Source organism: Bradyrhizobium sp. SSBR45G, from assembly GCF_030159255.1.
GTDB lineage: Bacteria > Pseudomonadota > Alphaproteobacteria > Rhizobiales > Xanthobacteraceae > Bradyrhizobium.
Genome location: NZ_BSCT01000063.1, coordinates 1 through 26,118, shown reverse-complemented (window position 1 = coordinate 26,118; position 26,118 = coordinate 1). Strand labels below are relative to the sequence as shown.

General features: G+C 65.7%; 24 protein-coding genes and 1 riboswitch. Of the genes, 11 read left to right on the top strand and 13 right to left on the bottom strand.

Annotated elements, in window-relative coordinates; genetic code table 11:
* Positions 1-878: 878 nt before the first annotated feature.
* Together QQL87_RS36455 and QQL87_RS36450 are read right to left on the bottom strand one after the other, a co-directional pair.
* Positions 879-1,259: a response regulator gene (locus tag QQL87_RS36455; protein ID WP_284423935.1), complete on the bottom strand. Its 381-nt coding sequence runs from the start codon at positions 1,257-1,259 to the stop codon at positions 879-881.
* 54 nt (positions 1,260-1,313) lie between these two features.
* Complete coding sequence (locus QQL87_RS36450; protein WP_284423937.1) at positions 1,314-2,168, bottom strand: MJ0042-type zinc finger domain-containing protein; 855 nt, start codon at positions 2,166-2,168, stop codon at positions 1,314-1,316.
* Positions 2,169-2,382: 214 nt separating this feature from the next.
* Between QQL87_RS36450 and ftsE the strand changes: the two genes are divergently transcribed.
* The 4 genes from ftsE (at position 2,383) to QQL87_RS36430 (ending at position 5,751) form a co-directional block, all read left to right on the top strand.
* On the top strand, positions 2,383-3,042 hold the full coding sequence (ftsE, locus tag QQL87_RS36445; RefSeq protein WP_009025800.1) for a cell division ATP-binding protein FtsE: 660 nt from the start codon (positions 2,383-2,385) through the stop codon (positions 3,040-3,042).
* Positions 3,035-4,003 carry a cell division protein FtsX gene (locus QQL87_RS36440; RefSeq protein ID WP_284423934.1) on the top strand — a complete coding sequence of 323 codons (969 nt, stop codon included), beginning with the start codon at positions 3,035-3,037 and terminating at the stop codon, positions 4,001-4,003. Before ftsE ends, QQL87_RS36440 begins: the two co-directional genes overlap by 8 nt.
* A gap of 254 nt (positions 4,004-4,257) precedes the next feature.
* Positions 4,258-4,971: a YdcF family protein gene (locus tag QQL87_RS36435; RefSeq protein ID WP_284423933.1), complete on the top strand. Its 714-nt coding sequence runs from the start codon at positions 4,258-4,260 to the stop codon at positions 4,969-4,971.
* 12 nt (positions 4,972-4,983) lie between these two features.
* Positions 4,984-5,751: a lysophospholipid acyltransferase family protein gene (locus tag QQL87_RS36430; protein WP_284423932.1), complete on the top strand. Its 768-nt coding sequence runs from the start codon at positions 4,984-4,986 to the stop codon at positions 5,749-5,751.
* Positions 5,752-5,757: 6 nt separating this feature from the next.
* Here QQL87_RS36430 and QQL87_RS36425 read toward each other — a convergent pair whose 3' ends face one another.
* Positions 5,758-6,348 carry a gamma-glutamylcyclotransferase gene (locus QQL87_RS36425; RefSeq protein ID WP_502871258.1) on the bottom strand — a complete coding sequence of 197 codons (591 nt, stop codon included), beginning with the start codon at positions 6,346-6,348 and terminating at the stop codon, positions 5,758-5,760.
* Between the two features lie 108 nt (positions 6,349-6,456).
* Between QQL87_RS36425 and QQL87_RS36420 the strand changes: the two genes are divergently transcribed.
* Positions 6,457-7,641 carry a DUF2125 domain-containing protein gene (locus QQL87_RS36420; RefSeq protein WP_284423930.1) on the top strand — a complete coding sequence of 395 codons (1,185 nt, stop codon included), beginning with the start codon at positions 6,457-6,459 and terminating at the stop codon, positions 7,639-7,641.
* 4 nt (positions 7,642-7,645) lie between these two features.
* Here the strand turns inward: QQL87_RS36420 and QQL87_RS36415 are convergent, their stop codons facing one another.
* The 3 genes from QQL87_RS36415 to QQL87_RS36405 are packed head-to-tail and all read right to left on the bottom strand — an operon-like array spanning position 7,646 to position 10,551.
* A complete protein-coding gene (locus QQL87_RS36415) occupies positions 7,646-8,581 on the bottom strand; it encodes a prephenate/arogenate dehydrogenase family protein (RefSeq protein ID WP_284423929.1) in 936 nt (311 codons plus the stop codon).
* On the bottom strand, positions 8,578-9,675 hold the full coding sequence (gene hisC, locus QQL87_RS36410) for a histidinol-phosphate transaminase (protein ID WP_284423928.1): 1,098 nt from the start codon (positions 9,673-9,675) through the stop codon (positions 8,578-8,580). The genes QQL87_RS36415 and hisC overlap by 4 nt, the downstream gene beginning before the upstream one ends.
* A gap of 42 nt (positions 9,676-9,717) precedes the next feature.
* Positions 9,718-10,551, bottom strand: a complete 834-nt coding sequence (locus QQL87_RS36405; protein WP_284423927.1) for a chorismate mutase — start codon at positions 10,549-10,551, stop codon at positions 9,718-9,720.
* A 198-nt stretch (positions 10,552-10,749) separates the two neighbouring features.
* A riboswitch (SAM riboswitch) is annotated at positions 10,750-10,829 on the top strand.
* Between the two features lie 91 nt (positions 10,830-10,920).
* Between QQL87_RS36405 and metX the strand changes: the two genes are divergently transcribed.
* The 3 genes from metX (at position 10,921) to QQL87_RS36390 (ending at position 13,346) form a co-directional block, all read left to right on the top strand.
* Positions 10,921-12,138 (top strand): homoserine O-acetyltransferase MetX, encoded by a 1,218-nt coding sequence (gene metX / locus QQL87_RS36400; protein ID WP_284423926.1) that lies wholly within the window; start codon positions 10,921-10,923, stop codon positions 12,136-12,138.
* Positions 12,139-12,141: 3 nt separating this feature from the next.
* Positions 12,142-12,807: a methionine biosynthesis protein MetW gene (gene metW / locus QQL87_RS36395; RefSeq protein WP_284423925.1), complete on the top strand. Its 666-nt coding sequence runs from the start codon at positions 12,142-12,144 to the stop codon at positions 12,805-12,807.
* A 203-nt stretch (positions 12,808-13,010) separates the two neighbouring features.
* Positions 13,011-13,346, top strand: coding sequence for a GIY-YIG nuclease family protein (locus QQL87_RS36390; RefSeq protein ID WP_284423936.1), 336 nt, complete (start codon positions 13,011-13,013; stop codon positions 13,344-13,346).
* 696 nt (positions 13,347-14,042) lie between these two features.
* Here the strand turns inward: QQL87_RS36390 and QQL87_RS36385 are convergent.
* Positions 14,043-14,453 carry a hypothetical protein gene (locus QQL87_RS36385; protein WP_284423924.1) on the bottom strand — a complete coding sequence of 137 codons (411 nt, stop codon included), beginning with the start codon at positions 14,451-14,453 and terminating at the stop codon, positions 14,043-14,045.
* 108 nt (positions 14,454-14,561) lie between these two features.
* Between QQL87_RS36385 and QQL87_RS36380 the strand changes: the two genes are divergently transcribed.
* On the top strand, positions 14,562-14,981 hold the full coding sequence (locus QQL87_RS36380) for a secondary thiamine-phosphate synthase enzyme YjbQ (protein WP_284423923.1): 420 nt from the start codon (positions 14,562-14,564) through the stop codon (positions 14,979-14,981).
* Between the two features lie 23 nt (positions 14,982-15,004).
* Here QQL87_RS36380 and QQL87_RS36375 read toward each other — a convergent pair whose 3' ends face one another.
* The 4 genes from QQL87_RS36375 to QQL87_RS36360 all read right to left on the bottom strand — a co-directional run bounded on the left by QQL87_RS36375 (position 15,005) and on the right by QQL87_RS36360 (position 18,275).
* Entirely contained in the window at positions 15,005-15,412 is a 408-nt protein-coding gene (locus QQL87_RS36375; RefSeq protein ID WP_284423922.1) for a hypothetical protein, read from the bottom strand.
* Positions 15,413-15,733: 321 nt separating this feature from the next.
* A complete protein-coding gene (locus QQL87_RS36370) occupies positions 15,734-16,063 on the bottom strand; it encodes a DUF805 domain-containing protein (protein WP_284423921.1) in 330 nt (109 codons plus the stop codon).
* A 167-nt stretch (positions 16,064-16,230) separates the two neighbouring features.
* Positions 16,231-17,151: a serine hydrolase domain-containing protein gene (locus tag QQL87_RS36365; protein ID WP_284423920.1), complete on the bottom strand. Its 921-nt coding sequence runs from the start codon at positions 17,149-17,151 to the stop codon at positions 16,231-16,233.
* A 260-nt stretch (positions 17,152-17,411) separates the two neighbouring features.
* Positions 17,412-18,275: an alpha/beta fold hydrolase gene (locus QQL87_RS36360; protein WP_284423919.1), complete on the bottom strand. Its 864-nt coding sequence runs from the start codon at positions 18,273-18,275 to the stop codon at positions 17,412-17,414.
* A gap of 256 nt (positions 18,276-18,531) precedes the next feature.
* Here QQL87_RS36360 and QQL87_RS36355 point away from each other — a divergent pair, with 256 nt between their 5' ends.
* Positions 18,532-19,185 carry a TIGR02594 family protein gene (locus QQL87_RS36355; RefSeq protein ID WP_284423918.1) on the top strand — a complete coding sequence of 218 codons (654 nt, stop codon included), beginning with the start codon at positions 18,532-18,534 and terminating at the stop codon, positions 19,183-19,185.
* Between the two features lie 416 nt (positions 19,186-19,601).
* On the opposite strand, the gene QQL87_RS36350 is transcribed toward QQL87_RS36355, so the two are convergent.
* Positions 19,602-20,429 carry an MOSC domain-containing protein gene (locus QQL87_RS36350; protein WP_502871257.1) on the bottom strand — a complete coding sequence of 276 codons (828 nt, stop codon included), beginning with the start codon at positions 20,427-20,429 and terminating at the stop codon, positions 19,602-19,604.
* 183 nt (positions 20,430-20,612) lie between these two features.
* On the opposite strand from QQL87_RS36350, the gene clpB reads away from it, so the two are divergent.
* Positions 20,613-23,252, top strand: a complete 2,640-nt coding sequence (gene clpB / locus QQL87_RS36345) for an ATP-dependent chaperone ClpB (protein WP_284423916.1) — start codon at positions 20,613-20,615, stop codon at positions 23,250-23,252.
* Between the two features lie 177 nt (positions 23,253-23,429).
* Here clpB and QQL87_RS36340 read toward each other — a convergent pair whose 3' ends face one another.
* Positions 23,430-25,478 (bottom strand): M23 family metallopeptidase, encoded by a 2,049-nt coding sequence (locus tag QQL87_RS36340; protein WP_284423915.1) that lies wholly within the window; start codon positions 25,476-25,478, stop codon positions 23,430-23,432.
* Positions 25,479-26,118 lie beyond the last annotated feature (640 nt).

The window sequence follows — 26,118 nt, the reverse complement described above, 5'->3', positions numbered from 1 at the left end:
TGCGAGAACCGCCCGTTCGCACATTCTGGCAGATTTTGCGGACACAAGGGGCGTTGCGCGCGATCGTCACGACACGCGAGGCGGGGAGGCGATGGCCGCGAGATGCCGCAGCGTGGGGAGACCTGCGCCGACGAGCGGTGCTCTTGCGGACGGTCAAGTCGCGTGGTCCTGACCTCCCGACGCTGAGGTCAAGTTCGCGAGGGTGCTGATGCATCACGTGGATGACGGTGGCCAGAAAGCCCGGCGCACCGGGGAGATCGCGAAGCAGCCGTAAGCCCATCGCGCAGGGAATGCCGGAATGTCGGCTGAACCTGTGGTACCTGCCGCCTGCATTTCTTTTCGCAGGCGGGCCATGGGTTGCGGCCAGCACCCGGCATTCCCTGCGCCCTCCGACCGTGTCGAGGGCGACGACAATCAGTACAACTCGGGCATGAGATGCCGCGGGATCGCGAGCGCGCGCCACCTATGAGTTATGAGTTGGGAGACGGGATGCCCGCCCCGGCGTCATTGCGAGCGCAGCGAAGCAATCCAGGATCCCACCGCAGAGACATTCTAGATTGCTTCGCTGCGCTCGCAATGACGGATGAGAGAGCGGCGGTCCTTCTCATGATCTCTGGACGAGGCGGGCGCGTCAGCTGGAATGGTGCGTGGTCACCTCGCCCACCGGTGTCGTCCCGGCGAACGCCGGGACCCATAACCCCAGGAAGATGTGAGTGCGCGAGATGGAGGACCAGCCTGGTGTCTCAACGACCGCCGGTGGTTATGGTCCCGGCGTTCCGGGACGACGCTGGAGAGTGGAGCAGCATCGTGGCTCGCCGCGAACAGTCTACGCCGGCGGCGTTGCGACACGCGGCCGCGCTTGGTGCGGCCCGCAACGCCTACGCCTTGCCCGCCTTCGAGGCCAGCGCGTCGGCGACGGCAGTGCGGATATCGGCGACCGAGAACGGCTTGGTGATCACGTCATGCGCGATGGCCTGCAGGTTGGACGCTCGTTCCCGCTGATGCGCGAAGCCGGTCATCAGCAGGATGATCAGGTCGGGAAAGTCCCGCGCGGCCGACAGCGCCAGGGCGATGCCGTCCATGATGGGCATCTGGATGTCGGTCAGCAGCAGGTCGAAGGCGCCGTCCTCGCGCGTGAGGATGTCGAGCGCCTCGGCGCCGTCCTGCGCCGTCACGATCTCATGTCCATCCATGGCGATGGCGCGCGCGACCAGCGTCCGCATCGAGTCTTCGTCGTCGGCGATCAGGACGCGCGACATGTCGTTTCGTCTCCGTCTCGTGGGCCCCGCGAGAGAGCCGCGAGACCGGAACCATCATGCACTGCCGGCGGCGAGATCGCGCCGGTTGAAGAACCGTATATCGATATTGCGGCCTTCGGGAGGGGGCGAGGCGAGGCGCGACTTGAAAGCCGCGCGCTCGCCGGGCTTGAGCACCGTCTGCTCCAGCAGCGTGTTCCAGGCGTAGATTTCGGCGCCCTGCGCGTCGCGGACGCTGAAGCGCAGCCGCGGCAGGTCGACGGCCTTCTTGGTGGTGCTGACGATCGTGCCTTCGATCACCAGCACCGGCTTGCCGTCGACCGTCTCGGTCGCCACCTTGACGTCCTTGAACGCCACCCCGCGCAGGTTCACCTCGAGTCCGACCAGTTTGTAGAACGACGCCGTCTGCGGCATCAGACGGACCACGTCGGCACGCCAGATCACGAGCGCGACCGTGAGCGCCGCCATCGCGGCCGTCAGCACGGGCAGGCTGAATACCTTCTTGCCCGGGAGGTCCGGCAAAGCCGGACGCTTGATGAACTTCGTCAGGCGGCCAAGGCGCGCGAGCCTGCTCTGCGCCGGCTCCTCGGCCTCGGCCGGGCTGTCCGCGGGATCCTCGGCCACGGCATCCTCCGGCCAGCCGGCAGCGATCGACGGGCTTTCCACCTCAGGTGGCTGCTCGGCTTCCTCCTCCCGGGCCAGCGCCTCCCACTCGTCGGCAGCGTCGCGCGGCGCCGCGGCCGCGCCGGCCTCGGCCATCGCGGGGATTGGCGCCGGCGCCTCGACCGCATCCTCCGGACGCGCCAGCCACACCTCCTTGCAACGGGAACAGCGCACGCTGCGGCCCGCCATACCCAGGGTTGCCACGTCGATGGCATAAGATGTCGCACAATGGGGGCAAACGATGAACATCGCGCCTGTTCTCCAACGGCCATTGCCGCTTTGTTTCCGACAGTTCGTGCTACAAGGACCGCCATGTGGACGAACGTCGGAACTCAATCGTGCCATTGGTACATGGCAACCATTAACGAACCGGAAACCATAACGAGCGCTCAATCGGGCTATCGTACCACCGGGCTTGCCGCGTGCGGATCGACCCTGCACGCTGTCGAACGGAGCTGACGCTTTGGTTCGGTTCGAAAATGTTGGGCTGCGCTATGGACTGGGGCCGGAGATCCTCCGCGACCTCACCTTCGCGATTCCGGCCCATTCCTTCCAGTTTCTCACCGGCCCGTCGGGCGCTGGCAAGACCTCGCTGCTCAAGCTGCTGTTCCTGTCGCTGCGGCCGACGCGCGGGCTGGTCAACCTGTTCGGCTATGACATCTCGCTCCTGAGCAAGGAGGAGATCGCCGACCTGCGCAAGCGCATCGGCATCGTGCTGCAGGACTTCCGGCTGCTCGACCACATGACGACCTATGAGAACGTGGCGCTGCCGTTCCGCGTCATGGGGCGCGACGAGTCGAGCTATCGCAAGGAGGTCATCGACCTCCTGAAATGGGTCGGCCTCGGCGAGCGCATGGACGCGCTGCCGCCGATCCTGTCGGGCGGTGAGAAGCAGCGCGCGGCGATCGCGCGCGCCGTGATCTCGCGGCCGCAACTGCTGCTGGCGGATGAGCCGACCGGCAACGTCGATCCGACACTGGGCCGCCGCCTTCTGCGGCTATTCATCGAGCTGAACCGCTCGGGCACGGCGGTGATCATCGCAACCCATGACATCACGCTGATGGACCAATACGAGGCCCGCCGGCTGGTGCTGCATCAGGGACGATTGCACATCTATGAGTAGCGTCGACGATCGCGGCCTTTTGGTCGATCTGGGCGAAGACCGCCCCCAACTGCCGGCGCAGGCCCGCATCGTGTCGCCGATCGTGCCGCGGGCCTCGATTGCGGGCCGGGCGCTCGTCGCCGTCGTGGCGATCATGACCTTCCTGGCCTCGATCACGACCGGCGCCGTCCTGCTGGTCAGCGAATCCGCGGCCGAATGGCAGTCGGAGGTCGCCAGCGAGATCACGGTGCAGGTGCGTCCCAAGACCGGCCGCGATCTCGAGCGCGACATCACGCTGGTGACCGACGCGATGCGGGCGCAATCGGGCATCGTCGAGGTCCGGCCCTTCACCAAGGACGAATCCAGCAAGCTGCTGGAGCCTTGGCTCGGCAGCGGCCTGTCGTTCGAGGAGCTGCCGGTGCCGCGCGTCATCATTGCGCGCGTGCAGCCCGGCACCAGCTTCGATCTCGCCGCGCTGCGCAATCGCGTGATCCAGGTGGCGCCGACGGCCAGCGTGGACGACCACCGCGCCTGGATCGAGCGCATGCGCTCGATGACCGGAGCAACCCTGTTTGCCGGCTTCGGCATCCTCGTGCTGGTGATCGCGGCCACCATCATCTCGGTGTCGTTCGCCACCCGCGGCGCCATGGCCGCGAATCGGCCGATCGTCGAGGTGCTGCATTTCGTCGGCGCCGGCGACCGCTACATCGCCAATCATTTCTTGCGCCACTTCCTCCAGCTCGGTCTGGAGGGCGGCGTGATCGGCGGCGGGCTGGCGATGCTCGGCTTCGGGTTCTCGGAGTCGATCGCCAGCTGGTTCTCCGGTACACCGGTGGGGGATCAGTTCGCCGCGCTGCTCGGGACCTTCTCGCTGCGGCCCCTCGGCTATGTGGCGATCGCGCTACAGGCCGTCGTCATCGCTGCAGTGACCGGCTGGGCGGCCCGCCGAACCCTGTTTGCGACCCTGGCGAGCATCGATTGATGGCAGCCTCTGTCCCCAGCCGCCTCAGTGCCGATTTCACTTCGCCCGAAAACCGCCTAGAATCGTCCGCGCCGGGATGAGGCACGACGGGTGAGCTGGGTCACGAACACGGCGAAGGTCGCGCGTCAGGATCGGCGGCGAGCGAACGTGATCGGGATGCCGGCGAAACCTGCCTGCGCTCCCGGACTTGAACGACGGGATCGCGCGATGGCATGGCGCCGCGCGCAGGCAGGCAAGGGATCGCCAGGCGTTGCATGGTGTCGGAAACCGACGATAGCAGAGGCAGGCTGCCGCTCACATTGGTGGTGGGCCGGACGCTTGCGGGCGTCGTGGCCATGCTTGCGGTCGGCTTCTTCGTTGCGGCCGTCGGCTTCGTCGGCTTTCTGTCGCAATTGCGCGGCGCCGAGATCAAGCCCGAGCGCAAGGCCGACGGCATCGTGGTCCTGACCGGCGGTTCGTCACGGGTGTCGGATGCCGTCGAGCTGCTGGCCGGCGGTTACGGACGGCGGCTGCTGATCTCGGGTGTCCATCCGACCAACGAGGCCAGCGACATCACCCGCTCGCTGCCGGAGGCGCGGTCGTTCATCAATTGCTGCGTCGATCTCGACTATTCTGCGATCAACACCCGCAGCAACGCCGCGCAGACGCGGCGCTGGGCGGCCGAGCGCGGCTTCAAGTCGCTGATCGTGGTGACCTCGAACTATCATATGCCGCGCGCCATCGTGGAGCTGTCGCACGCGATGCCGAGCATGGATCTCATTCCCTACGCCGTCGTCGGCGAGAAATGGCGCGACGAGCCGTGGTGGACCAGCGCGCCGACCTTGCGGCTGCTGCTGTCCGAATATGCCAAATATGTCGCCGCCGAAGCGCGGCTGCGGCTCGCCGATCTCGGCCTCGATCTCGTGCCCGAGAGCGAACTGCCAACCGGTTCGGTCTCGCGCCGTCCGGCGACGGCGCAAGCCAATTGAACTGGGTTTCTGATGGTTCTGATCTTCCTGCGTTCGCTGCTGTTCAACATCCTGTTCTATCCGAACTTCGTGTTCTGGGCCCTGCTCGCGCTGCCGACCCTGGCGATGCCGCGCAAGGCGCTGCTGCGCGTCGCGAACTGGTGGGCGCAGAGCAACATCCTGTTGATGCGCGTCGTCTGCAACATCCGCGTCGAATATCGCGGCGCCGAGAAGATCCCGAAGGGGCCGCTGATCGTCGCCGCCAAGCACCAGTCGATGTGGGAGACGATCTCGCTGCTGCACTTCTTCGACGCCCCGTTCTTCGTGCTGAAGCGCGAGCTGCTGCGGATTCCCGTTTTCGGGCAGTATCTGGTCAAGGCGGACATGATCGCGATCGACCGCAGCTCCGGCGCCCGCGCCTTGAAGCAGGTGATGCGGCGCGCCGCCGAGGAGGTGAAGCACGGCCGCCAGTTCGTGATCTTTCCGGAGGGCACGCGGCGTCCGGCGGGAGCGCCGCCGGACTACAAGGGGGGCGTCGGCCTGATCTATGCCGATTGCGGCGTGCCGTGCCTGCCGGTGGCGCTCAATTCGGGTCTGTTCTGGCCGCGCCGCACGTTTCTTCGTTATCCCGGCACTCTGGTGGTGGAGTTCCTCGATCCGCTGCCGCCCGGTCTGCCGCGGGATGAATTCATGACTCGCATCGAGAGCGTGATCGAGGAGGCCACCGATCGCCTCGTCGCCGCCGGCCGGGCCGAGCAGGCGCAGCTGTTCGGCCGCGTGCCGGCAGAGGCGAAAGCTTGATGGGCATCAAGCCGCGCCTCCCGGTGCCGGGTGTAGCGAGTGGCCGTCGTCATGCAGCATCGTCGACAATCGATGCAGCTGCGTGTCGCGAAAGCCCTGCGCCTCGATCGCCTTCACGGTCGAGATCACGTAGTCGCGATTGGCGCCGGACTGGCCATGGCCCTGGCGGACATGACGCAGCTGCTCCTGCAGCGACAGCCGGCCGGCATATTGCACATGGCCGCGATCGACCACGTAGACCAGCGCGCTCACCCGCTCGCGGGCGTCGTTCTCCAGCCAGACCGAACGCGTCACCTCGCGATACACGGAGGTCACCTGCTCGCGGGCACGCAGATACGCAATCGTCTCGTCGCGCTTGGCTTCAGCGACGCGAAACGCAATCCCGCGGCATGCGCCGCCGCGATCGAGACCGAGCACGAGGCCCGGCTTCTCCGGCGTGCCGCGGTGAACGAACGAATAGACGCACAGCGCGCGATGCTCGCCGATCAGCCGCGCCGGCACCTGCTCGAGAAACTCGAAGCCGGGGCGCCACATCAGCGAGCCATAGCCGAACACCCAGAGGTCGCCGTGGGGAAGATCGCGTTCGGACGGAGACATTGCGGACATGACAGTGGAAGCCTAAATGTGTTGCTCGCGAATTGTTAATTTAAATACACAATCCGTGATCGTGGAATCGCCAAAATTGCTGCCCAAAGGGTGTCCTGCATGTCTCGATTGTCGCAACCGCCCCGCAGGCGCCCGCGCTGGGGGCTTTTCATTGCCCCCGTTCTGCTCCTGATCGCGGCGATCGCGTGGAGCGCATTCTGGTTCTTCGCCGCGTCGCAGGTGGATGTGCAGGCCGACGCCTGGCGTGCGCGCGAGGCCAAGTCTGGCCGTGTCTATGACTGCGCCAAACGCTCGGTGGCCGGCTTCCCGTTCCGGCTCGAGGTCCGCTGCGCGGATCCGAGTGTCGCCCTGTTCTCGCAGGCGGCTGGTACGCCCCTCATGAATGCCAAGCTCGACGAAATTCTGGTTGTCGCGCAGGTGTGGGATCCGCAGCGGATCATTGCGGAGTTCAAGGGACCGGCGGTCATCGCCGATGGCCGTGGGCCGGCATCGTTCGCGGTGAACTGGCGCCTGGGAGAGGCCAGTGTGCGCGGCCTGCCGGGGCCGCCGCAGCGCGCCGATCTCGTGTTCGAACAGCCGACCATCGACCGCATCGAGGGCGGCGCTACCGTGCCGGCGGCGCGGGCCGATCACGCCGAATTGCACGGCCGGCTCGCCGATGGCACACCGTCCGACCATCCGGTGCTGGAGACGGCGCTGCAGATCGCCAGCGGCAGCATCCAGGGCAGCCATCCGCTGCTCGCTGAGCCGTTCAATTCCGACATCCAGGCCCGGCTCACGGGGCTGAAGGATTTCCGCCCCAAGCCCTGGCCAGAGCGGTTTCGCGAGATCCAGGCGGCGGGCGGTCATGTCGAAATCGTCCAGTCGCGCATCCAGCAGGGCGAGCTGCTCGCGGTCGCCTCGGGCACGCTGACCTTGACCGCCAATGGCAACATCGACGGCGAGGTGCAGATGACGGTGGCGGGGATCGAAAAGGTCATCCCGGCGCTCGGGCTCGACAAGATGCTCGAGAACGGCGTGCCGCAGGCGACGCTTGACAAGGTGGCGCCCGGCGTGAAGTCGCAGGACGTCAACAACCTGTTCGGGGCGCTCGACCGCGCCATTCCCGGCCTCGGCAAGGTCATCAAGCAGAACGCCAATGTCGGCGTCGCGGTCGGCATCAATGCGCTGGGCAAGGAAGCCACGCTGGAGGGGCGCAAGGCGCGGAGCTTCCCGTTGCGCTTCTCCGACGGGGTGGTGGTGCTTGGTCCGTTCAAGGTCGCCCGCGTCCCTCCGCTGTTCTGATCTCTCAGGGCTTCTTGATCTGCGGCACCGGCCGGCCGAAATCCGGCGCCGCCGAATCCTGGCCGATATCGACGATGCCGCGGCGGATCGCCCGGGTGCGGGTGAAATGATCGAACAGCGCCTCGCCATCGCCGCGGCGGATGGCGCGGGTGAGCTTCGACAGGTCCTCGGTGAAGGTACCGAGCATGTCCAGCACGGCGTCCTTGTTGCTCAGGAAGATGTCGCGCCACATCGTCGGGTCGGAGGCCGCGATGCGGGTGAAATCGCGAAAGCCGCCGGCGGAGAACTTGATCACCTCCGACTCCGTCACCTGCGCGAGCTCGTCGGCGGTGCCGACGATGGTGTAGGCGATCAGATGCGGCAGATGGCTGGTGATCGCGAGCACGCGGTCGTGATGATCCGGCGTCATGATCTCGACCTTGGCGCCGAGCGCCGCCCAGAACGCGCGCAGCCGCTCCACCGCGCCGGCCTCGACGCCCTCCGGCGGCGTCAGGATGCACCAGCGGTTGATGAACAGCTCGGCGAAGCCGGAGTCGGGTCCCGAATTCTCGGTGCCGGCGACGGGATGCGCCGGGACGAAGTGAACGTTCGCCGGCAAATGCGGGGCCATGTCGCGGACGATGGCGCCCTTGACCGAGCCGACGTCGGAGACGACAGCGCCGGGCTTCAGATGCGGCGCGATCTCCTCCGCGACCGGGCCGCAGGCGCCGACCGGAATGCAGAGGATGACGAGATCAGCATCCTTCACAGCTTCCGCATTGCTCGCGACGACGCGGTCGACGATGCCGAGCTCGGCGACGCGCGCGCGCGTCTTGTCCGAGCGCGCGGTGGTGACGATCTCGCCGGCCACCCCTTGCTGCCGCGCTGCGCGTGCGATCGAGCCTCCGATCAGGCCGAAGCCGATCAGCGCGACGCGTTCAAATCTCCCCGCGACGCTCACTTCGTCCTCATGAATTCACGGAGTGCGTCGACCACGAGACGATTGGCCTCCTCGGTGCCGATCGTCATGCGCAACGCGTTCGGCAGCTTGTAGTTGGCCAGCGCGCGCAGCACGAGGCCGCGGCGGGTCAGGAACGCGTCGGCCTCGACGGCCGTCTTGCCCTTGTCGGCCGGGAAGTGGATCAGGATGAAATTGGTGACGCTCGGCGTCACCGTCAGCCCGAGCTTGCCGATCTCCTCGGTCAGCCAGTTGCGCCACTTTTCCGTGTGCGTCTTCGACATCTGCTGATGCGCGGTGTCCTCGATCGCCGCCACTGCCGCCAACATCGCCGGCGACGAGACGTTGAACGGCCCGCGGATACGGTTGATCGCATCGACGATAGGCGCGGGTCCGAACATCCAGCCGACGCGCAGCGCCGCAAGACCGTGGATCTTGGAAAAGGTGTGCGTGACCACCGTGTTGTCGGTGGTTGCGACCAGCTCGATGCCGAACTCGTAGTCGTTGCGCGACACGTAGTCGGCATAGGCCGCGTCGAGCACGAGGACGACATGCGAGGGCAGGCCGGCGCGCAGCCGCTTGACCTCGTCGAAGGGGATGTAGGTGCCGGTCGGATTGTTCGGGTTGGCGAGCCACACCAGCTTGGTGCGAGGCGTCACCGCAGCGAGGATCGCGTCGACGTCGGTGCGGTACCCTTTCTCGGGGGCAACCACGTTCTTGGCGCCGCAGCCCATGGTCGCGATCGGATAGACCAGGAAGCCGTGCGCGGTCGAGATCGCCTCGTCGCCCTGGCCCAGATACGCGTGCGCCAGCAGATTGAGGATCTCGTCGGAGCCGGCGCCGCAGACGATGCGGTCGGGATCGAGGCCGTAGGTGCGGCCGATCGCCTCGCGCAGCACCCGCGAGGTGCCTTCGGGATAATCCTCGAGATGGTCAGCCGCGCTCTTGAACGCCTCGATCGCCCTCGGCGAGGGGCCGAACGGCGTCTCGTTGGCCGACAGCTTGAACACCTTGCGGCCGGGCTCCGGCTTCGGGCTCTTGCCGGGCGTGTAGGGCGCAATATCGAGGATGCCGGGATTCGGCACGGGGCGGGACATCGTCAACTCCGGAAAACCTTCAGGACGGGCGCGATCCGCGCCTCAGCTGGGAACCGTATAGCGTTTCGCATGGCCACCGACGAGGGCTGTGGAGCGTACCGAGGCGCCCGCCGCGATCAGGGCGGCCTTGATTTGTTCGAGGTTCGACGGCGCCTCGATCGAGACCAGCAGCGCGGCGCTGTCGAACGCGGTATCGGGCACCGCGACGACGTCGGCCAGCGGCGACAGCGCACGCGACACCTGCGCGTTCCAGCCGGAGACGCGGATGCTCCAGGTCTCGACCTCCAGCACCAGCGCGTCGTCGGCCACCCGCGACACCGCGAACACCGGCAGCGCCGCCGGATGGTCGGCGCGCTCGATGAATGGCATCCGCGCGATGATCTTCGGCGCGCCCACAGGCTCGAGCGTGATCCACCACGGCGAATGGCCCGATGTCGTCGACACCAGCGCCAGATCGCACTTCGAGCGCGCCACCGCTTCGACCGCGGCCTGGGCGCTGAAATGCGCGACGTAGGGCACCACGAAGCCGAAATGGAACCGGGCGGAATCGCGCATCGCGGACTCGCCGACCGACACGTCGGCATGCACCGAGAACGGCGCCTGCACATAGGTGAAGGTCGAGACGATCACCCGCCAGATGCCCTCGACGGTGTCGAGCGGCAGGATGCCGCGATGGCGCTGCACCAGGCGGCGCATCATGTCGGCCTCGCGCGCCGGGCGGAACGCCGAGCCGACCTCCTGGGTCTTCTTGACCTTGATCAGGCGGTCGATGATGTCGGCCCGGTTCATCAGCAGCTGATGCACCTGCTCGTCGATCGCGTCGATCTCCTTGCGCAGATCGGCAAGCGAAGGCGGGGCGGGCGGCAGGTTCGACATGGGCTTGGTCACTCTTCGCGGGCCACCGGTGAACGCGCGGCCGACTGGAACAGACGTCGTTCTCTCCGATGCGGGGGACGTGCGCAACAGCAAGTTTACCTTGTGCTGCCTAGGCTTGCCTGGACTGCAGCCGTGGGGCGCCCGACCGGCGGTCAACCCCCGCTTGCCTTGACGAGGAGCGCCCGCGGGACTAGTTTCTGGCCGTTCCGTGGTCATTTGAGCCGGCCGGCTTGCAGCCACGTTAAAAAACTCGCTAAACAGGCCGGGGACGTTATCGATCCCGGCCGAACCCCAGTTCAGGCCGGGTTTTTCATGGCCTGATATGTCACGTGGTTCGGGAGCCCTTGCCGGATGGCCGGGGTGAGAGACATGACAGGCCTGACGACGCCAAAATCCACACCTGCGCTGCGCACGGTTGCGCCGGAGGAGCGCTCGCACGAGGTCGATCATCCGAGCTCGCTCGTCGCGCTGTTCGGCGCCGACAAGCCGCTCAAGCTCGATTGCGGTGTCGACCTGTCGCCGTTCCAGATCGCGTACCAGACCTATGGCGAGCTCAACGCCGACAAGTCGAACGCAGTGCTGATCTGCCATGCGCTGACCGGCGACCAGCACGTCGCCAACCGCCATCCGGTCACCGGCAAGCCGGGCTGGTGGGAGACGCTGGTCGGCCCCGGGCGTCCGCTCGATCCGGCTCGCTATTTCATCATCTGCTCGAACGTGATCGGCGGCTGCATGGGCTCGACCGGGCCGGCCTCGCTGAACCCCGCGACCGGCAAGGTCTGGGGCCTCGATTTTCCGATCATCACCATTCCCGACATGGTGCGCGCGCAGGCGATGCTGATCGATCATCTCGGCATCGACACGCTGTTCGCCGTGGTCGGCGGTTCGATGGGCGGCATGCAGGCGCTGCAATGGACGGTGGCCTATCCTAGCCGCGTGTTCGCCAATCTCGCGATCGCCTGCGCGACGCGGCATTCGGCGCAGAACATCGCCTTCCACGAGCTCGGCCGCCAGGCCGTGATGGCCGATCCCGACTGGGACCATGGCCGCTACGGCGACAAGGGCGTTCACCCGCATCGCGGCCTCGCGGTGGCGCGGATGGCCGCGCACATCACCTATCTCTCGGACGCGGCGCTGCATCGCAAGTTCGGCCGCCGCATGCAGGACCGCGAGCTGCCGACGTTCTCCTTCGACGCCGACTTCCAGGTCGAGAGCTATCTGCGCTATCAGGGCTCGTCCTTCGTCGAGCGCTTCGACGCCAACTCCTATCTCTACCTCACGCGCGCGATGGACTATTTCGACATCGCCGGCGACCATGACGGCGTCCTGGCGGCAGCGTTCCGCGGCATCAGGACCCGCTTCTGCGTGGTGTCCTTCACCAGCGACTGGCTGTTTCCGACCGCGGAATCGCGGGCGCTGGTGCATGCGCTCAACGCCTCCAGCGCGCGGGTATCGTTCGCGGAGATCGAGACCGACAAGGGGCACGACGCATTCCTGCTCGACGTTCCCGAGTTCATCGACATCGCCGGCGCGTTTCTCGAATCCGCCGGCAAGGCGCGCGGCCTCAAAGCGCCGACCGGAGGCTGAGCCATGAGCATGCAGGGCGTGTTGCCGCTGAGCGGCTTTTCCGGCGGGGAGCGACTGGCTTACCGGCCCGATCATCTCCTGGTCGCCAGCATGGTCGAGCGCGGCTCCAAGGTGCTCGACATCGGCTGCGGCGACGGCGACCTGCTGCAGCTGCTGGAGAGCCGCGGCATCGACGGCCGCGGCATCGAGCTGTCGCGCGAGGGTGTCAACCATTGCGTCGCCAAGGGGCTCGCGGTGGTGCAGGGCGATGCCGACACCGATCTGAACGATTATCCCGACGACGCGTTCGACTACGTGATCCTGTCGCAGACGCTGCAGGCGACCCGCCGTCCCAAGACGGTGCTGGAAAATCTGCTGCGCATCGGCCGCCGCGCCATCGTCACCTTCCCGAATTTCGGCTTCTGGCGGCTGCGGCTGCAACTGCTGGTCGGCGGCCACATGCCGCGCACCGACAATCTGCCCTTCACCTGGTACGACACCCCCAACATCCATTTCTGCACCATCAAGGACTTCGTGCAGCTCTGCGACGAGATCGGCGTCAAGATGGAGCGCGCCGTCGCCCTTGATAGTTACGGCCGCCCGCTGCGCGTCGCAATGCCCTGGTGGTTCTGGAACATGTTCGGCGAGCAGGGCGTGTTCCTGCTGAGCCGGGCGGAGAAGGGAAGGTAGGGGCGGCGTCGTCGGTGCCCAACATGCCGTAGACGTTTGTATCCCCGCTCTCTCAACCGTCATGGCCGGGCATGTCCCGGCCATCCACGTCGTTCGGCATCCTGAGAACCACGTGGATGCCCGGGACGGAGCCCGGGCATGACGAGTAACCCAATTGCGACCGAGCATGGTGAGCGATGGTTCATGTCTCTCTCTCCGCCGTCATGGCCGGGCTTGTCCCGGCCATCCACGTCTTGCAGTATGGCGACATGGCGGGTGGCTACGTGTACTTCATGACTAATCGTCCCCATGGCACGCTCTACGTCGGCGTGACCAGTGACCTCGTGCAGCGCGTCTATCAGCATCGATGCGGTTTCGTTGATGGCTTCACCAAGCGATATGGCTTGAAGCGCCTCGTGTATTTCGAGGTTTACGACGACATCCAGAGTGCGATCCAACGCGAGCACAACATCAAGCATTGGTCGCGTGCCTGGAAGGTTCGGTTGATCCTTGCGAGCAATCCTGATTGGGATGATCTCTACGATACGATCACAGCTTGAGGCGTGCACGCGGACGGACGTGGATGGCCGGGACAAGCCCGGCCATGACGAGCTTGGGGTTGGCGGATTTCACGTTTCAAAGAGCCGGACTGGTTGAGACAGGTTCAAGCGGCAGAGTTGGCCGAGACACAATTCCGCATCCTCGCCGCGCATCCGCGCCCGAGCTATGCGTCACGTCTCGCCTCCGAATAACGCAGAGGCGCAGGGAAGGCCGGATGCTGGCCGCACCCATGGCCCGCCTGCGGAAAAAAATGCAGGCGGCAGGTACCACAGGTACGAGCCGGAACACCCGGCCTTCCCTGCGCGATGGATTGACGGCTGCTTCGCGTTCTCCCCGGTGCGCCGGGCTTTCTGGCCACCGTTGCCCACGCGACGCGTTCAGCGTCCTCGCAAGCGTGACACCAGCTTCGGGGTGTCAGGACCGCGCGACTTGACCGTGCGTGCCGGAATTGTTCGCCCGCGCGGGAAATCCCACGCGCAATCCGACACGCCCACCGCATCCCACCTCAGCGTTCGTGACGACCGCGATACGCCCCTCTTGCTGTGAGGCGGGACGGCCCGAAATCTGCGCTTGATTTGCCCGACAGTGCAAGGGCCAAGTGTTGCGACAAACTAACACGACGGGCCGTTGATGCATGATGCTTATGAGTAAATTGCCCGTCGGGCAGTGACACCATCATCCTGCCGACGACAGATCTAGTTCTGCCTGAAACCGGCGAAGACGCTGCTGACTTGATCGACGCTGTTCCAGCTTTCTTCGTCCCACATGGGAAACTGTATGACGAGCGATCCATTCCGTTTGGGCTGCCACTCCGGAGGGCTGGCCTGTTGTTGGGATTCTGCAGCCGCGTCCGATGGGCATTCAGTGACGGTGAACGGAATTGGCAAGCCGTCAATCTTGTAAGCCATCACGGCGATAACCGAAGAGTGGCGGAAGCCGTGACGGGCTGGATAGAAGGTGCCCGCGATCCCGGACATGTTGAAGCGAGTGGCGAGCGCCTGCAGGGTGACCGTGGGCTGGTCAATCGGCCTGAGGACGCTGCGATAGATCCATTCCCCGCCGTAGAAGGCGAGCAAGAGGAGGGCTATGCCGACAAGAGCGCGCATGTTTGCGATTGCATATCGGGGCCGTCCAGTGGATGCCGGACAATGATGCTATAAGCGTCCCTGTAAGCCCTGCCAACCGACGGCTCTGAAAACGAGAGGATCTCTCCCATGAAATCCTTCCGCAAGGAGCTGTGGTTCGACATTCCCGGCCGGCGCGCCTTCATCAACATTCCCCCTGAGGTCGAGGCGGCGCTCCGGGAGAGCGGCGTCCGCGAGGGGCTGGTGCTGGTCAATGCGATGCACATCACGGCCTCGGTGTTCATCAATGACGATGAGAGCGGGCTGCACCATGACTACGAGCAATGGCTGGAGAAGCTGGCGCCGCACGAGCCGGTGGCGGGCTATCGGCACAACCGGACCGGCGAGGACAATGCCGATGCCCACATGAAGCGGCAGATCATGGGCCGCGAGGTGGTGGTCGCGATCACCCATGGCAAGCTCGACTTCGGGCCGTGGGAGCAGATCTTCTACGGCGAGTTCGATGGCGGCCGGCGCAAGCGCGCGCTGATCAAGATCATCGGGGAGTAGGGCCGCGCGCGCTGTGCGGCTGGCTACAATAGCCCGCATGCGGAAGTTTCATCCGTCGTGCGGCAAACGTATCTGTAAGTCCGAGGCTCGCCCCCGTCCTCGACAGTGAACTGCCGTTGGTCGACGCTGATGACGGTCCATGTCAGGCCGTTTATGATGATTTTCTCTTCCATGAGTTCGTAGTCCACGCTCCAGTCCCAGGCGTCGCGGTCATGGTAGGTGAAGCCATCCGCTGAGCCGTCGCGCCGGAAACAGATTTGATGGATGTGGTTCAAGGTGCTTCGGGGCGGCTCCTTTCTGTCGTTTGTCTTGAAACCACGATATTCCCAGCAGGCGTCAACGATCACAGACAGGTCCGAGGCCCTCACCGGGACCGTCATGCCCAGGGCTGCAGCGGCAGTGATGGCCAGTCCCACTTTCGCAAGTGGCATCCTTGCAAATCCCGGCAACGGCATGCTGTCCCTGGGCTGTAGCTCATAGCAGTGCAGGGTGAATGTACCTGTTCAACAGCTTGATATCCACTGGTCGATCGTGTGGAAGGGTCGATTGGGCTCCAGGGTTGATCAAGAGCCCTTACCGCGTGTCGTGCGTCCCGCCAGGACCTGACCATGTCAGCCAGATCGTCATTGCGAGGCGCTCTTGCGCCGAAGCAATCCAGACTGCCTCTGCGGAAGGATCCTGGATTGCTTCGCTTCGCTCGCAATGACGGCGAAACTATCTCAGCCGCGATGTCCGGCGACCAGTTTGCCACTTCATCGTTCGCCGGCAAACCGGTTCGGACCGTCAGTGCCGCGACGAAATCCCAGCTCGATGAGCAGAAGAATTTGGCCCACCAGCGGCACAAGGCCGACCAGCTGGTACCAACCCGAGCGATCGCGGTCATGGCAGCGCTTTGCGCCGATCGCCAGGGCGGGCCAGGCCGCGAGCAGAGACAGCCAGAGGACGGCGCTGTTAAAGGCGAGCGGCGGCACGATTGCGGTCACGACGATAAACATCAGCATGAGTGGAAGAAGCAAGCCGAGCCAATAGGCGGACCGACCGACTCGTCCGTCGAACGAAAAGAGGAAGCGGAGCGATCGCATGTCCATCTCCCAGCGCGCCCCGCAAGGACAATCCGATCGTGTGAGCGCGTCATGGTCCACGCATTGTCAGCTCATTGGCCACGAGCAGGGCCGCGGCGCGCCTGCTTGGGCTGGCCGTTACCCACCTCAAGCTCGCGATGCGCCTCCTGCGAGATCGGCAACACGGTTCACTGCAACGCAGGCAGGATGTACCGGTTCAACAGCTCGATCTCCGGCGCAACCATTTGGACGGACTCGCGCGACGCATGGAACACCACAACCAGATCGTATTCTGGGATGACGATGAGCTTCTGCGCGTTGAAGCCGAGGGCGGCGGTCCAGGCGACGGTGTGATCGCGAACGGCCGAGTGGCCCAGCCACCACTGGAATCCATATGAGAAGGATTTCGGCGCGCTGACCTGCGGGCTGGTCGATTGCGCGATCCACGACGACGACACCAGCTGTTTGCCGTCCCACGCGCCTTGATTCAGCACGAGCTGTCCGATCTTGGCCCAGTCGCGCGGGCGCAGGCTCAGGCCGGTGCTCGACATCGCACGCTGATTGCCGAGCCGGCCGTACCAATCGACGTCGGTGATGCCGAGCGGACGAAACAACTCGTCCATAGCGAACATGTCGAGCGGCTTGCCCGTCGCCTTCTCCAGGATCGCCCCGATGATTTCGCTGTCCAGACTGCTGTACTCGAAGGCTGCGCCCGGCTCGCGGGCAAGGGCCTTTTCGAACGCGTGCCGGTCGGGATCGCGATCCCGGCTCAACAGCTGCGGCGACATCGATGAGTTGAGGCCGGCCGTCATCGTCAGGAGGTGACGCAGCGTGATCCGTGCCTTGTCCGGCGTGCGCAGTTCGGCGAATTCGGGGAAGAACGACAATGCCGGCGTGTCCAGATCGCCGATCAGGCCGCGGTCGACCGCAATTCCGAGCAGCAGCGAGACGACGCTTTTGGTCATGGAGTTGCCGACATGGCGGGTCGCCGCGTCGTAGCTGATCGCGTGCGGGCGATTGAAGTAGCGCTCGTAGACCAGGGCGCCGTGCCGAACCACGACAATGGAGTCGACCTCGGAGAGCTGGCCGGCGGCGACGCCCTCGCCCATCTCGCACAGGATCGCCGGGCTCAGGCCCGGGGCCTCAGGTGCGACGACGGTCCATCCGTCCTCCTGCACGGCAGGAGGGTCGCACCGTGACGCACCTTCGGCTGCGCAGACGACGTGGGTGAACAGGCTCGAGGTTGCGATCGCAATCGCGATCGAGCGCATCGCCATGACGTTCTCCGCGAGACCATCCGATCCAGGGGGTCAGCCTAGCCTGATACCACCGATGTGTCGACCATCGTCGGAGCGCGCCGGCCAGGCCGTTACCCGGCCATCGACCGCGGATCCCGCGCGCCCCATCGTCCGGCCTCCACCAGCGCAACGAACCGCTCGACCGACTCGTTGAACTGCGCCGGCTCCTCCAGGTTCAGCACATGGCCGGATTTCGGGAAGAACGTCAGGCCCGAGGCCGGCAGATGCCGCTTCAGGAACAGGCTCGGCTCGATGCAGGCGTCGTCCTCATCGCCGCAGATGATCAGGGCCGGCGTGGTCAGGCGGCGGATGGCGTCGGTCATCGTATAGATCGAGGGCCGGCCGCCCTGGAAGCCGCGCATGGTGTTGGCAGAGCCTTTGGCGTCATGGCGGGCGAGCGCGGCGTAGAAGTCGGCATGGCCGCGCGGGTCCTTGACCAGGAAGGGGATGCGGCCGGGGGCCTCGCGGGTGACCTTGGCGGTTTCGGCTGAGCCCAGCGTCTCGAACTGCTCCGCTGTCGCGCGGCACTGGGCGCGGAAGGCGGCGAGCTGTTCAAGGTTGGAGCCGGAGCCGACGCCGGCCAGCACCATCGAGCGGATGCGGGTGGGCGCGTTCAGCGCCACCTGCAGCGAGGAGTAGGAGCCCATCGACAGGCCGACGAAATGGGCGCTGTCGATGCCGAGGTGATCGAGCACGGCCAGCGCGTCGGTGTAGAAATGCTCGTAGCTGTAGGCGTCGGGTGAAGCCGGCACGTCCGACGGCGTGTAGCCGCGCGCGGAATAGGCGATGCAGCGGTGGCGCCGCGCGAAGTAGCGCAGCTGCGGCTCCCAGTTGGTGTGGTCGGCGGCGAACTCGTGCAGGAAGAGCAGCGGCGTGCCTGCGCCGGCCTCTTCAAAATAGAGGCGAACGCCGTCTTTCGCTGTTGCGTAGGGCATTGTCGGCTCCTCCCGTCGCGCGTGCTTCATCATGACAACTAGCGTGAGGCGCGACAATTCCGCCGCCAATCGCTTTGTTTCCGCTGCAGAGTGGGCCTGGAATCGTCCCTGTTTCGCCAGCTTTTTGCCACGCATGGTCATGTTTTGGTCACAGCGCGACGTTTTACGGGCCCCGCTGGCGGCTTGCAGAGGGGCCGCGCTGAGGACCAGGGGGTGCCAAGTCAGGGTACTGGGGGAAGTAACAGAAGGATTGAGTATGGTTGTGTCTACCCTTCGCCGGTCGCTTCATATCGTTGCGCTGACCATGTGCTCGGCAGTGATTGCCGCCACCGCAACACCGGCTTCGGCCCGTCCGCATCACGGCTCCGGGCATCATGCCCACCGCAGCCACGGCGGCCATCACTACGCCAAGCGTCATTTCCATCACCGCTCCGCCGCCCGGTCGTCGCGCTGGGAGCGCGGCGTCGCGCGGATGCAGGTGCACAGCGTCGCCGACGCGCAAGCCAGCCTCATGATGCCGGGCACGGCCTCTGACGGCATGGCGGCACCCGGCGGCTTCGGCGACAGCAGTGTCGTCGCCGCGGCGCGCAGCTACGTCGGCGGCGGCAATCCGACCGGGCGCCGCAGCCTGTGGTGCGCCCGCTTCATGAACATGGTGCTGGAGCGCACCGGTCATCGCGGCACCGGCTCGGACATGGCGCGCTCGTTCGCCAGCTACGGCCAGCGCGTCTCCGGCCCGCAGGTCGGCGCCATCGCGGTGATGAGCCGCCGCGGCGGCGGCCATGTGGGCGTGGTCTCGGGCGTCGATGCCCAGGGCAACCCGATCGTCATCTCCGGCAATTACGGCCACCGCGTGCGCGAGACCGCAGTGTCGCGGGGCCGCGTGTTCGCCTATGTGATGCCGAACTGATAGCAACTCACCGGAAAGTATTGGACGGATGGGTTGAGCCATCGCGGCTCGCTCGCTCTGCGCCTCCCCCGCTTGCGGGGGAGGTCGCATCGCATCGTGAGATGCGATGCGAGTGGGGGAAGCCTCTCCTCACGAAGATCTTCGCGGGGGCGGCCCAGCTTTCTCCGCAAGCGCAGGGCTGTCGCATATGGAAATGCGGAGCTGTCTCGGCGAACGATCCTGCCGATGATTTGCTCCGTCATGCCCGGGCTTGTCCCGGGCATCCACGTGGTTCTCAGCATGCCGGACGACGTGGATGGCTGGGACAGGCCCGGCCATGACGGCGTGGAAACAGACGAGCGCAACACTTCGATCGTCAAATGCGATAGCCCTCCCCCGCAAGCGGGGGCGCATCGGCGGCGCGGGGAGAGTTCGAGCTACAACAAACTCGGCTGCTCCACAGCGATCGCATCGCCGATCGCGATGTCTCCCGCTTCGATGACCTCGGCGTAGATGCCGCATTCATTGTTGCCGCGATGGCGCATCAGCGCGGGCGGGATGTCGAGATCGCGCGCGGCGGTGTCGGGGTCGACGTTGACGGCGGCGCAGCGGGTGGTGGTCTTCACCACCTTGAGCCGCACCGCTCCGATGCGCAGCACCTCGCCGAGCAGCGCGGCCTCATGCCAGGCGGGCCAGCCGGTGACGTAGATGTTGGCGCGGAAGCGCAGCGGGTGGACGCTGGCGCCGACGAGCTTCTCGATGTCGGCGACGGAGGCGAGGTTGATGATCGAGACCACCTTGCGCGCCAGATCGGTGAAACTGTAGCCGCCGCCTGACAAGAGCTTCGGCGGGCCGCGCAGTTCATCGGCAAACTCGGCGGCGGCGAAGCGCTCGATCGCCGCGCGGCCGTCCGCGGTTTCGAGATCGCCTCGCGCGACGATCTGATCGCCGCGACGGATGGTGAGGATGCTGGTCGCATCATCGAACACCGTCTTGAAGCCGGCGAGGCGCTCGTTGCGCATCAGCATGAGATAGGCCGTCTTCGGCTTCCACACCGGCGCCTCCGGATCGAAGCCCGTGGGGCCGTTCTCCAGGGCGTAGCGCCGGTCGGCCGGCAGCGTCTGGCCGACCTGCAGAGGCACGCTCTGCAGCGGTTCCGGAGTAAGGCCCTTGACCGGGTAGCGGTACAGGCCGGTGATGCGGGCGGGAGGAGTCTGGCTCATGGCCGCGGTCATAGGAGATTCCTCACGACCCGGCCAGGGCACACGATTTTGTGAAGCGGCCCCTTCCGTTTTTGGCCGGCCGTCCCACATTTCAGCTCAAGCCGGGCGCAAGCCGGCGACGCCGATGGTTGCGGCGTTGATGGATGTCAACGTGCGCTAACCGTAACCCAATGAAGATGCTGGAACCGTGCCTTCGGGGCGTCACAGCAGGCTGAGGGAAACATCATGAATATCGACAAATATACCGAGCGCGCGCGGGGCTTCATCCAATCGGCGCAATCGCTGGCCGTGCGGGACGGCCATCAGCAGTTCTCCCCGCTGCATCTGCTCAAGGTCCTACTCGACGACGGCGAGGGACTGGCCGGCGGCCTGATCGATCGCGCCGGCGGCAATTCGCGCGCGATCCTGAAAGCGACCGAGGATGCGCTGGCCAAGCTGCCGAAAGTGTCCGGCAGCGGTGCCGGGCAGGTCTATCTGTCGCCCGAACTGGCGCGCGCTTTCGATGCGGCGGAGAAGGCGGCCGAGAAGGCCGGCGACAGTTTCGTCACCGTTGAGCGGCTGCTGCTCGGGCTGACGCTGGAGAAAAACAGCGAAGCCGGCAGCATTCTCGCCAAGGGCGGCGTCACCGCGCAGAACCTCAACGCGGCGATCGAGAGCTTGCGCAAGGGGCGCACGGCCGACTCGGCGACCGCCGAGAACGCCTACGATGCGCTGAAGAAATATGCCCGTGACCTGACCCAGGCGGCGCGCGACGGCAAGCTCGATCCGGTGATCGGCCGCGACGAGGAGATTCGCCGCACCATTCAGGTGCTGTCGCGCCGGACCAAGAACAATCCCGTGCTGATCGGCGAGCCCGGCGTCGGCAAGACCGCAATCGTCGAGGGCCTCGCGCTGCGCATCGTCAATGGCGACGTGCCGGAGAGCCTGAAGGACAAGCGGCTGTTGTCGCTCGATCTGGGCGCGCTGATCGCCGGCGCCAAATATCGCGGCGAGTTCGAGGAGCGGCTGAAGGCCGTGCTGCAGGAGGTCACGGGGGCCGAAGGCGCCTTCGTGCTGTTCATCGACGAGATGCACACGCTGATCGGCGCCGGCAAGGCCGACGGCGCGATGGACGCGTCGAACCTCCTGAAGCCCGCGCTGGCGCGCGGCGAGCTACATTGCATCGGCGCGACCACGCTCGATGAATACCAGAAGCATGTCGAGAAGGACGCGGCGCTGGCGCGGCGGTTCCAGCCGGTCTACGTCACCGAGCCGACGGTCGAGGATACGATCTCGATCCTGCGCGGCCTGAAGGACAAATACGAGCAGCACCACGGCGTGCGCATCACCGATTCCGCGCTGGTGGCCTCCGCCACGCTGTCGAACCGCTACATCACCGACCGCTTCCTGCCCGACAAGGCCATCGATTTGATGGACGAGGCTGCGGCGCGGCTGAAGATGCAGGTCGATAGCAAGCCGGAGGAGCTCGACTCGCTCGACCGCGAGATCATCCGGCTCAAGATCGAGCAGGAGGCCTTGAAGAAGGAGAGCGACCTCGGCTCCAAGACCCGGCTGCAGGCGCTGGAGAAGGAGCTCGCCGACCTCGAGGAGAAGTCGTCGGTGCTGACGTCGCGGTGGAGCGCCGAGAAGGACAAGCTGTCGAACGCGCAGAAGCTCAAGAGCGAGCTCGACGGCTTGCGCATCGAGCTCGCCAATGCGCAGCGCCGCGGCGAGTACCAGAAGGCGGGCGAGCTGGCCTATGGCCGGATTCCCGAGCTGGAGAAGCGGCTGGCCGACATCGAGGCCAAGGAGAATGCCGGCGAGATGATGGAGGAGGCGGTCACCGCCAACCACATCGCGCAGGTGGTCTCGCGCTGGACCGGCGTGCCGGTCGACAAGATGCTCGAGGGCGAGAAGGACAAGCTGCTGCGGATGGAGGATTCGCTCGGCAAGCGTGTCGTCGGCCAGTTCGAGGCCGTGCATGCGGTCGCGACCGCCGTGCGGCGCTCGCGCGCCGGCCTGCAGGACCCGCACCGGCCGATGGGCTCGTTCATGTTCCTGGGGCCCACCGGCGTCGGCAAGACCGAGCTGACCAAGGCGCTCGCCGAATATCTGTTCAACGACGAGACCGCGATGGTCCGCCTCGACATGTCCGAGTACATGGAGAAGCACTCGGTCTCGCGGCTGATCGGCGCGCCTCCCGGCTATGTCGGCTATGACGAGGGCGGGGCGCTGACCGAGGCCGTGCGGCGCCGGCCGTATCAGGTCGTGCTGTTCGACGAGATCGAGAAGGCGCATCCGGATGTGTTCAACGTGCTGTTGCAGGTGCTCGACGACGGCCGCCTAACCGATGGCCAGGGTCGCACCGTCGATTTCCGCAACACGCTGATCATCATGACCTCGAACCTGGGCTCCGAGTTCCTGGTCAACCAGCCGGAGGGCGAGGATACGTCGGAGGTGCGCGAGTTGGTGATGGGCACGGTGCGGGGTCATTTCCGGCCCGAGTTCCTCAACCGCGTCGACGAGATCATCCTGTTCCACCGGCTGCAGAAGAGCGAGATGGGCCGGATCGTCGAGATCCAGTTCTCGCGGCTCCAGAGGCTGCTGGAGGATCGCAAGATCACCCTGTCGCTGGATGCCGACGCCCGCGACTGGCTCGCTGCCAAGGGCTGGGACCCGGCCTACGGGGCACGTCCCCTGAAGCGGGTGATCCAGCGCAGCGTGCAGGATCCGCTCGCGGAGATGATCCTCGCCGGCGACGTCACCGACGGCGACAAGGTCGCGATCTCGTCGGAGGGCAATGTGCTGACCTTCAACGGCAAGGCGCACCGGACCGCTGAAATCGCGACGTTCGAGGCGCCGATCCCGAAGCGCAAGCTGAACTGAGCGCGGCGCCTGCCGGGCTCAAGCAGAAACGGCCCCCGCTGAGCGCTCAGCGGGGGCCGTTTTCGTCAGGCAGAAGGGGGTCTTTGGGCCAAGGGTCTCGGGGCCTAGGGTCTCGGGGCCAAGGGTCTCGGGGCCAAGGGTCTCGGGGCTAAGCGTCTCGGGGCCGCCGATCGACGATTACCGGTTCACCTGGATCGGGCCGGCGTCCGACATGCGCGAGGTGCCGTTGCGGCCGGTCATCATCTGGTCGACCCGGTCGCGCTCCTTCTCGAAGCCGGCCATGATCTGGCCCTCGAGCGAACGGCCGCGCGGCAGCTTCACGCGCAGGGGATCGACGAAGCGGCCGTTGACGAGAATTTCGTAATGGACGTGCGGGCCGGTCGACTGGCCGGTCGAGCCGACGAAGCCGATGACCTGGCCCTGGCGGACCCGCTTGCCGGGCTCCATGCCCTTCACGAAGGCCGACATATGGCCGTAGGCGGTCTCGTAGCCGTTGTTATGCTTGATGCGGATATATTTGCCGTAGCCGCCTTCGGTGCCGACCTTCTCCAGCACGCCATTGCCGGCGGCAAAAATCGGGGTGCCGTAGGCCGTGGCCCAGTCGACGCCGGTGTGCATCTTCACATAGCCGAGGATCGGATGGCGGCGGCCGCCGAAGCCGGAGCGCATGATCGCGTTGTTGACCGGCTTGCGCACCAGGAACTTCTTCGCGCTCTTGCCGGTCTCGTCATAATAGTCGACGACACTGTCGTCGGGGGTCTGGAACCGGTAGTATTTCTTGGTCTCGCCGCCGACCGTGAGCGAGGCATAGAGCACCTCGCTCTTGTCGTTGGCGCTGGGCTTGTCGTCGTCGTCGCCGGCATAGAACACGTCGAACGAATCGCCCGGCTGCACCCGGCGCTGGAAGTCGACGTCGTAGGAATAGATCCGGATCATGTCGTCGATGACCGGCGTCGGCACCTTGTTGCGCATCGCGGTCTCGTAGATGCTCTGGTAGAGGCGGACGCCAGTGCCGTCATCCTCTTCGTCATTGCCGTTGTCGGCCGTCTCGGTGACGGTGTTCATGCTCTGCACGTCGACGGCGACATATCGGCCGAGATCCGACAGCGCGGCGACGGCCTCGATCATGGTGTCGTTGGCGACGATGACGCGGAACGGCTGCAGCCGGGCGCCGGGGGCGGGACTGGCCGGCGCCATCAGGATGCGCAGCTTCTCGCCTTCCTTCAGGCCGCCGTCGCGGCCGCGGGCGCCGAGCTGGCCGGCGATCGCCTTGGCCTCGTCGGGCGTGGCGCCCTGGTCGCGCAGGATGGAGGCGACCGTGTCGCCCTTCTTGACCAGGTGGACGCGTTCGCCGAGCGGATTGCCGCCGGTGATCTGGTCCTTTGTCTTGGGCAGCAGGGTGACGTTCTCCGGCACCACCCGGGTCTCGAAACCGGCATAGGGATCGGCCGCAGCACCGTCAGAGGCATAGGACAGCTTCAGATCGCCCTGGGCGCCGGTCGCGTCGGCCGCGGCGTTGGCGAGCGAGGCATAGCGGACGCCGCCATTGTTGCCGCGCCAGTTGGCCGCGTCGCGCACCCGCAGCACGATCTCGTCGAGCGCCACCGAGGCGGCGATCTTCGCCTTCGGCAGCACCGTCGCGAGGTCCTTGGTCACGAAGGAGACTTCCGCGTCGGGCTCGACTGCCGCCGGATTGTTCGGATCCTCGCCGGTTCCCGCCTTGTCGATATCGCCGTCGGTGAGCAGCCGCTGCGCGTTGAACGGCGGAATCTTGGCCGAGAGATCGCTCGTGGTCATCGAGAGATTGCCCGAGATCCGCACATAGGGGCGAACCCGGATCAGCTCGCGCGTTCCGGCACGGGTCACGGTGGACACGCGCACCACATTGCGTGCGGCGGCGGCTTCGCTCGGCGGCGGCAGCCGGTCGCTCTTGCGCAAGGTGGCGACACGGTCATTGCCATTGAAAGCGCCGCGCAGCGCACTCTCCACCCGCTCCGGCATGCGGGCGAAGGTCAGTTCGCCGTCGAGCGACGCGAAAACGGCGCCGCCGATCAGGGCTGCGCCGCAGAGACCCGTCAGAATCGTGCCTGAGAACCATTGAACCGAGACGCGGCGGCGGTCGATGACCGCGGCTTCGGAGCCATCGACCGATAGCGGCGGCTCATGGCCAAGGTCGATCATGCCGACCTCGCGCCCAACCCCCCCGCGTGACGTCCGATGGTTCAACCTACGTCCCCCAAGTTCAAAGTCAGCACCGAGATCACTCAGCTGCCGGATGGCTTACCGTCTAAGACAAACGGCTCGGAATGATGGCGCGCTTCTGACGGTTCGAGACATATGGCCGGGAGGCCGAACGCCGCGAACCGCTATTGTTCTTTAGGATCTCTCGCTGTCGTCTCGGTCGTCTGAGTGAGGCGAAGGGCTCGCCACTTCCTTGATCTGGATCATCCTTGAATCGATGGCGGTCCCCGCTGGACCCAAATCAACCCAGGTCGATGCTTAACAAATCGTCGCAGGATTGTGGCCCAAGTGGGGCATGATGTCCGCAAGAAATCGGGCTTCCGGGGTCTCTCCCAAAAAATTCACGCGATGCGACGATTTCATGAAATTGGTCGTTGACACCCCGAAACGACCCCCCTATAAGCACCATCACTGAACGCGGCGCCGCTTCGGGACACACCGGGGCGAGCACACGCGTCAATGTTGCTCCTCACTTCGTTGAGTGGTGCACAACCGGTAGAACCCGGTTGCTCATCATCGTCTCTGAAGAAGGTCGAGCGACCCCTCTCGAAGAGGGTGGGACTGAGGTCCCGGGCTGTTTGACAAGTGAAGATGAAGAAAGAGAAACGTGGACGGCGGAGTCCTT

Excerpts from the sequence above, each read along its gene's own strand:
- QQL87_RS36420 (WP_284423930.1), top strand. The coding sequence starts at position 6,457 with ATGTCTCGATTGTCGCAACCGCCCCGCAGGCGCCCGCGCTGGGGGCTT.
- QQL87_RS36435 (WP_284423933.1), top strand. The coding sequence starts at position 4,258 with ATGGTGTCGGAAACCGACGATAGCAGAGGCAGGCTGCCGCTCACATTG.
- QQL87_RS36380 (WP_284423923.1), top strand. The coding sequence starts at position 14,562 with ATGAAATCCTTCCGCAAGGAGCTGTGGTTCGACATTCCCGGCCGGCGC.
- QQL87_RS36355 (WP_284423918.1), top strand. The coding sequence starts at position 18,532 with ATGGTTGTGTCTACCCTTCGCCGGTCGCTTCATATCGTTGCGCTGACC.
- metX (WP_284423926.1), top strand. The coding sequence starts at position 10,921 with ATGACAGGCCTGACGACGCCAAAATCCACACCTGCGCTGCGCACGGTT.
- QQL87_RS36440 (WP_284423934.1), top strand. The coding sequence starts at position 3,035 with ATGAGTAGCGTCGACGATCGCGGCCTTTTGGTCGATCTGGGCGAAGAC.
- QQL87_RS36450 (WP_284423937.1), bottom strand. The coding sequence starts at position 2,168 with ATGTTCATCGTTTGCCCCCATTGTGCGACATCTTATGCCATCGACGTG.
- QQL87_RS36375 (WP_284423922.1), bottom strand. The coding sequence starts at position 15,412 with ATGCCACTTGCGAAAGTGGGACTGGCCATCACTGCCGCTGCAGCCCTG.
- QQL87_RS36390 (WP_284423936.1), top strand. The coding sequence starts at position 13,011 with ATGGCCGGGCTTGTCCCGGCCATCCACGTCTTGCAGTATGGCGACATG.
- hisC (WP_284423928.1), bottom strand. The coding sequence starts at position 9,675 with ATGTCCCGCCCCGTGCCGAATCCCGGCATCCTCGATATTGCGCCCTAC.
- QQL87_RS36455 (WP_284423935.1), bottom strand. The coding sequence starts at position 1,259 with ATGTCGCGCGTCCTGATCGCCGACGACGAAGACTCGATGCGGACGCTG.
- QQL87_RS36360 (WP_284423919.1), bottom strand. The coding sequence starts at position 18,275 with ATGCCCTACGCAACAGCGAAAGACGGCGTTCGCCTCTATTTTGAAGAG.
- metW (WP_284423925.1), top strand. The coding sequence starts at position 12,142 with ATGAGCATGCAGGGCGTGTTGCCGCTGAGCGGCTTTTCCGGCGGGGAG.
- QQL87_RS36370 (WP_284423921.1), bottom strand. The coding sequence starts at position 16,063 with ATGCGATCGCTCCGCTTCCTCTTTTCGTTCGACGGACGAGTCGGTCGG.
- QQL87_RS36425 (WP_502871258.1), bottom strand. The coding sequence starts at position 6,348 with ATGTCTCCGTCCGAACGCGATCTTCCCCACGGCGACCTCTGGGTGTTC.
- clpB (WP_284423916.1), top strand. The coding sequence starts at position 20,613 with ATGAATATCGACAAATATACCGAGCGCGCGCGGGGCTTCATCCAATCG.
- QQL87_RS36405 (WP_284423927.1), bottom strand. The coding sequence starts at position 10,551 with ATGTCGAACCTGCCGCCCGCCCCGCCTTCGCTTGCCGATCTGCGCAAG.
- QQL87_RS36385 (WP_284423924.1), bottom strand. The coding sequence starts at position 14,453 with ATGCGCGCTCTTGTCGGCATAGCCCTCCTCTTGCTCGCCTTCTACGGC.
- QQL87_RS36430 (WP_284423932.1), top strand. The coding sequence starts at position 4,984 with ATGGTTCTGATCTTCCTGCGTTCGCTGCTGTTCAACATCCTGTTCTAT.
- QQL87_RS36365 (WP_284423920.1), bottom strand. The coding sequence starts at position 17,151 with ATGGGCGAGGGCGTCGCCGCCGGCCAGCTCTCCGAGGTCGACTCCATT.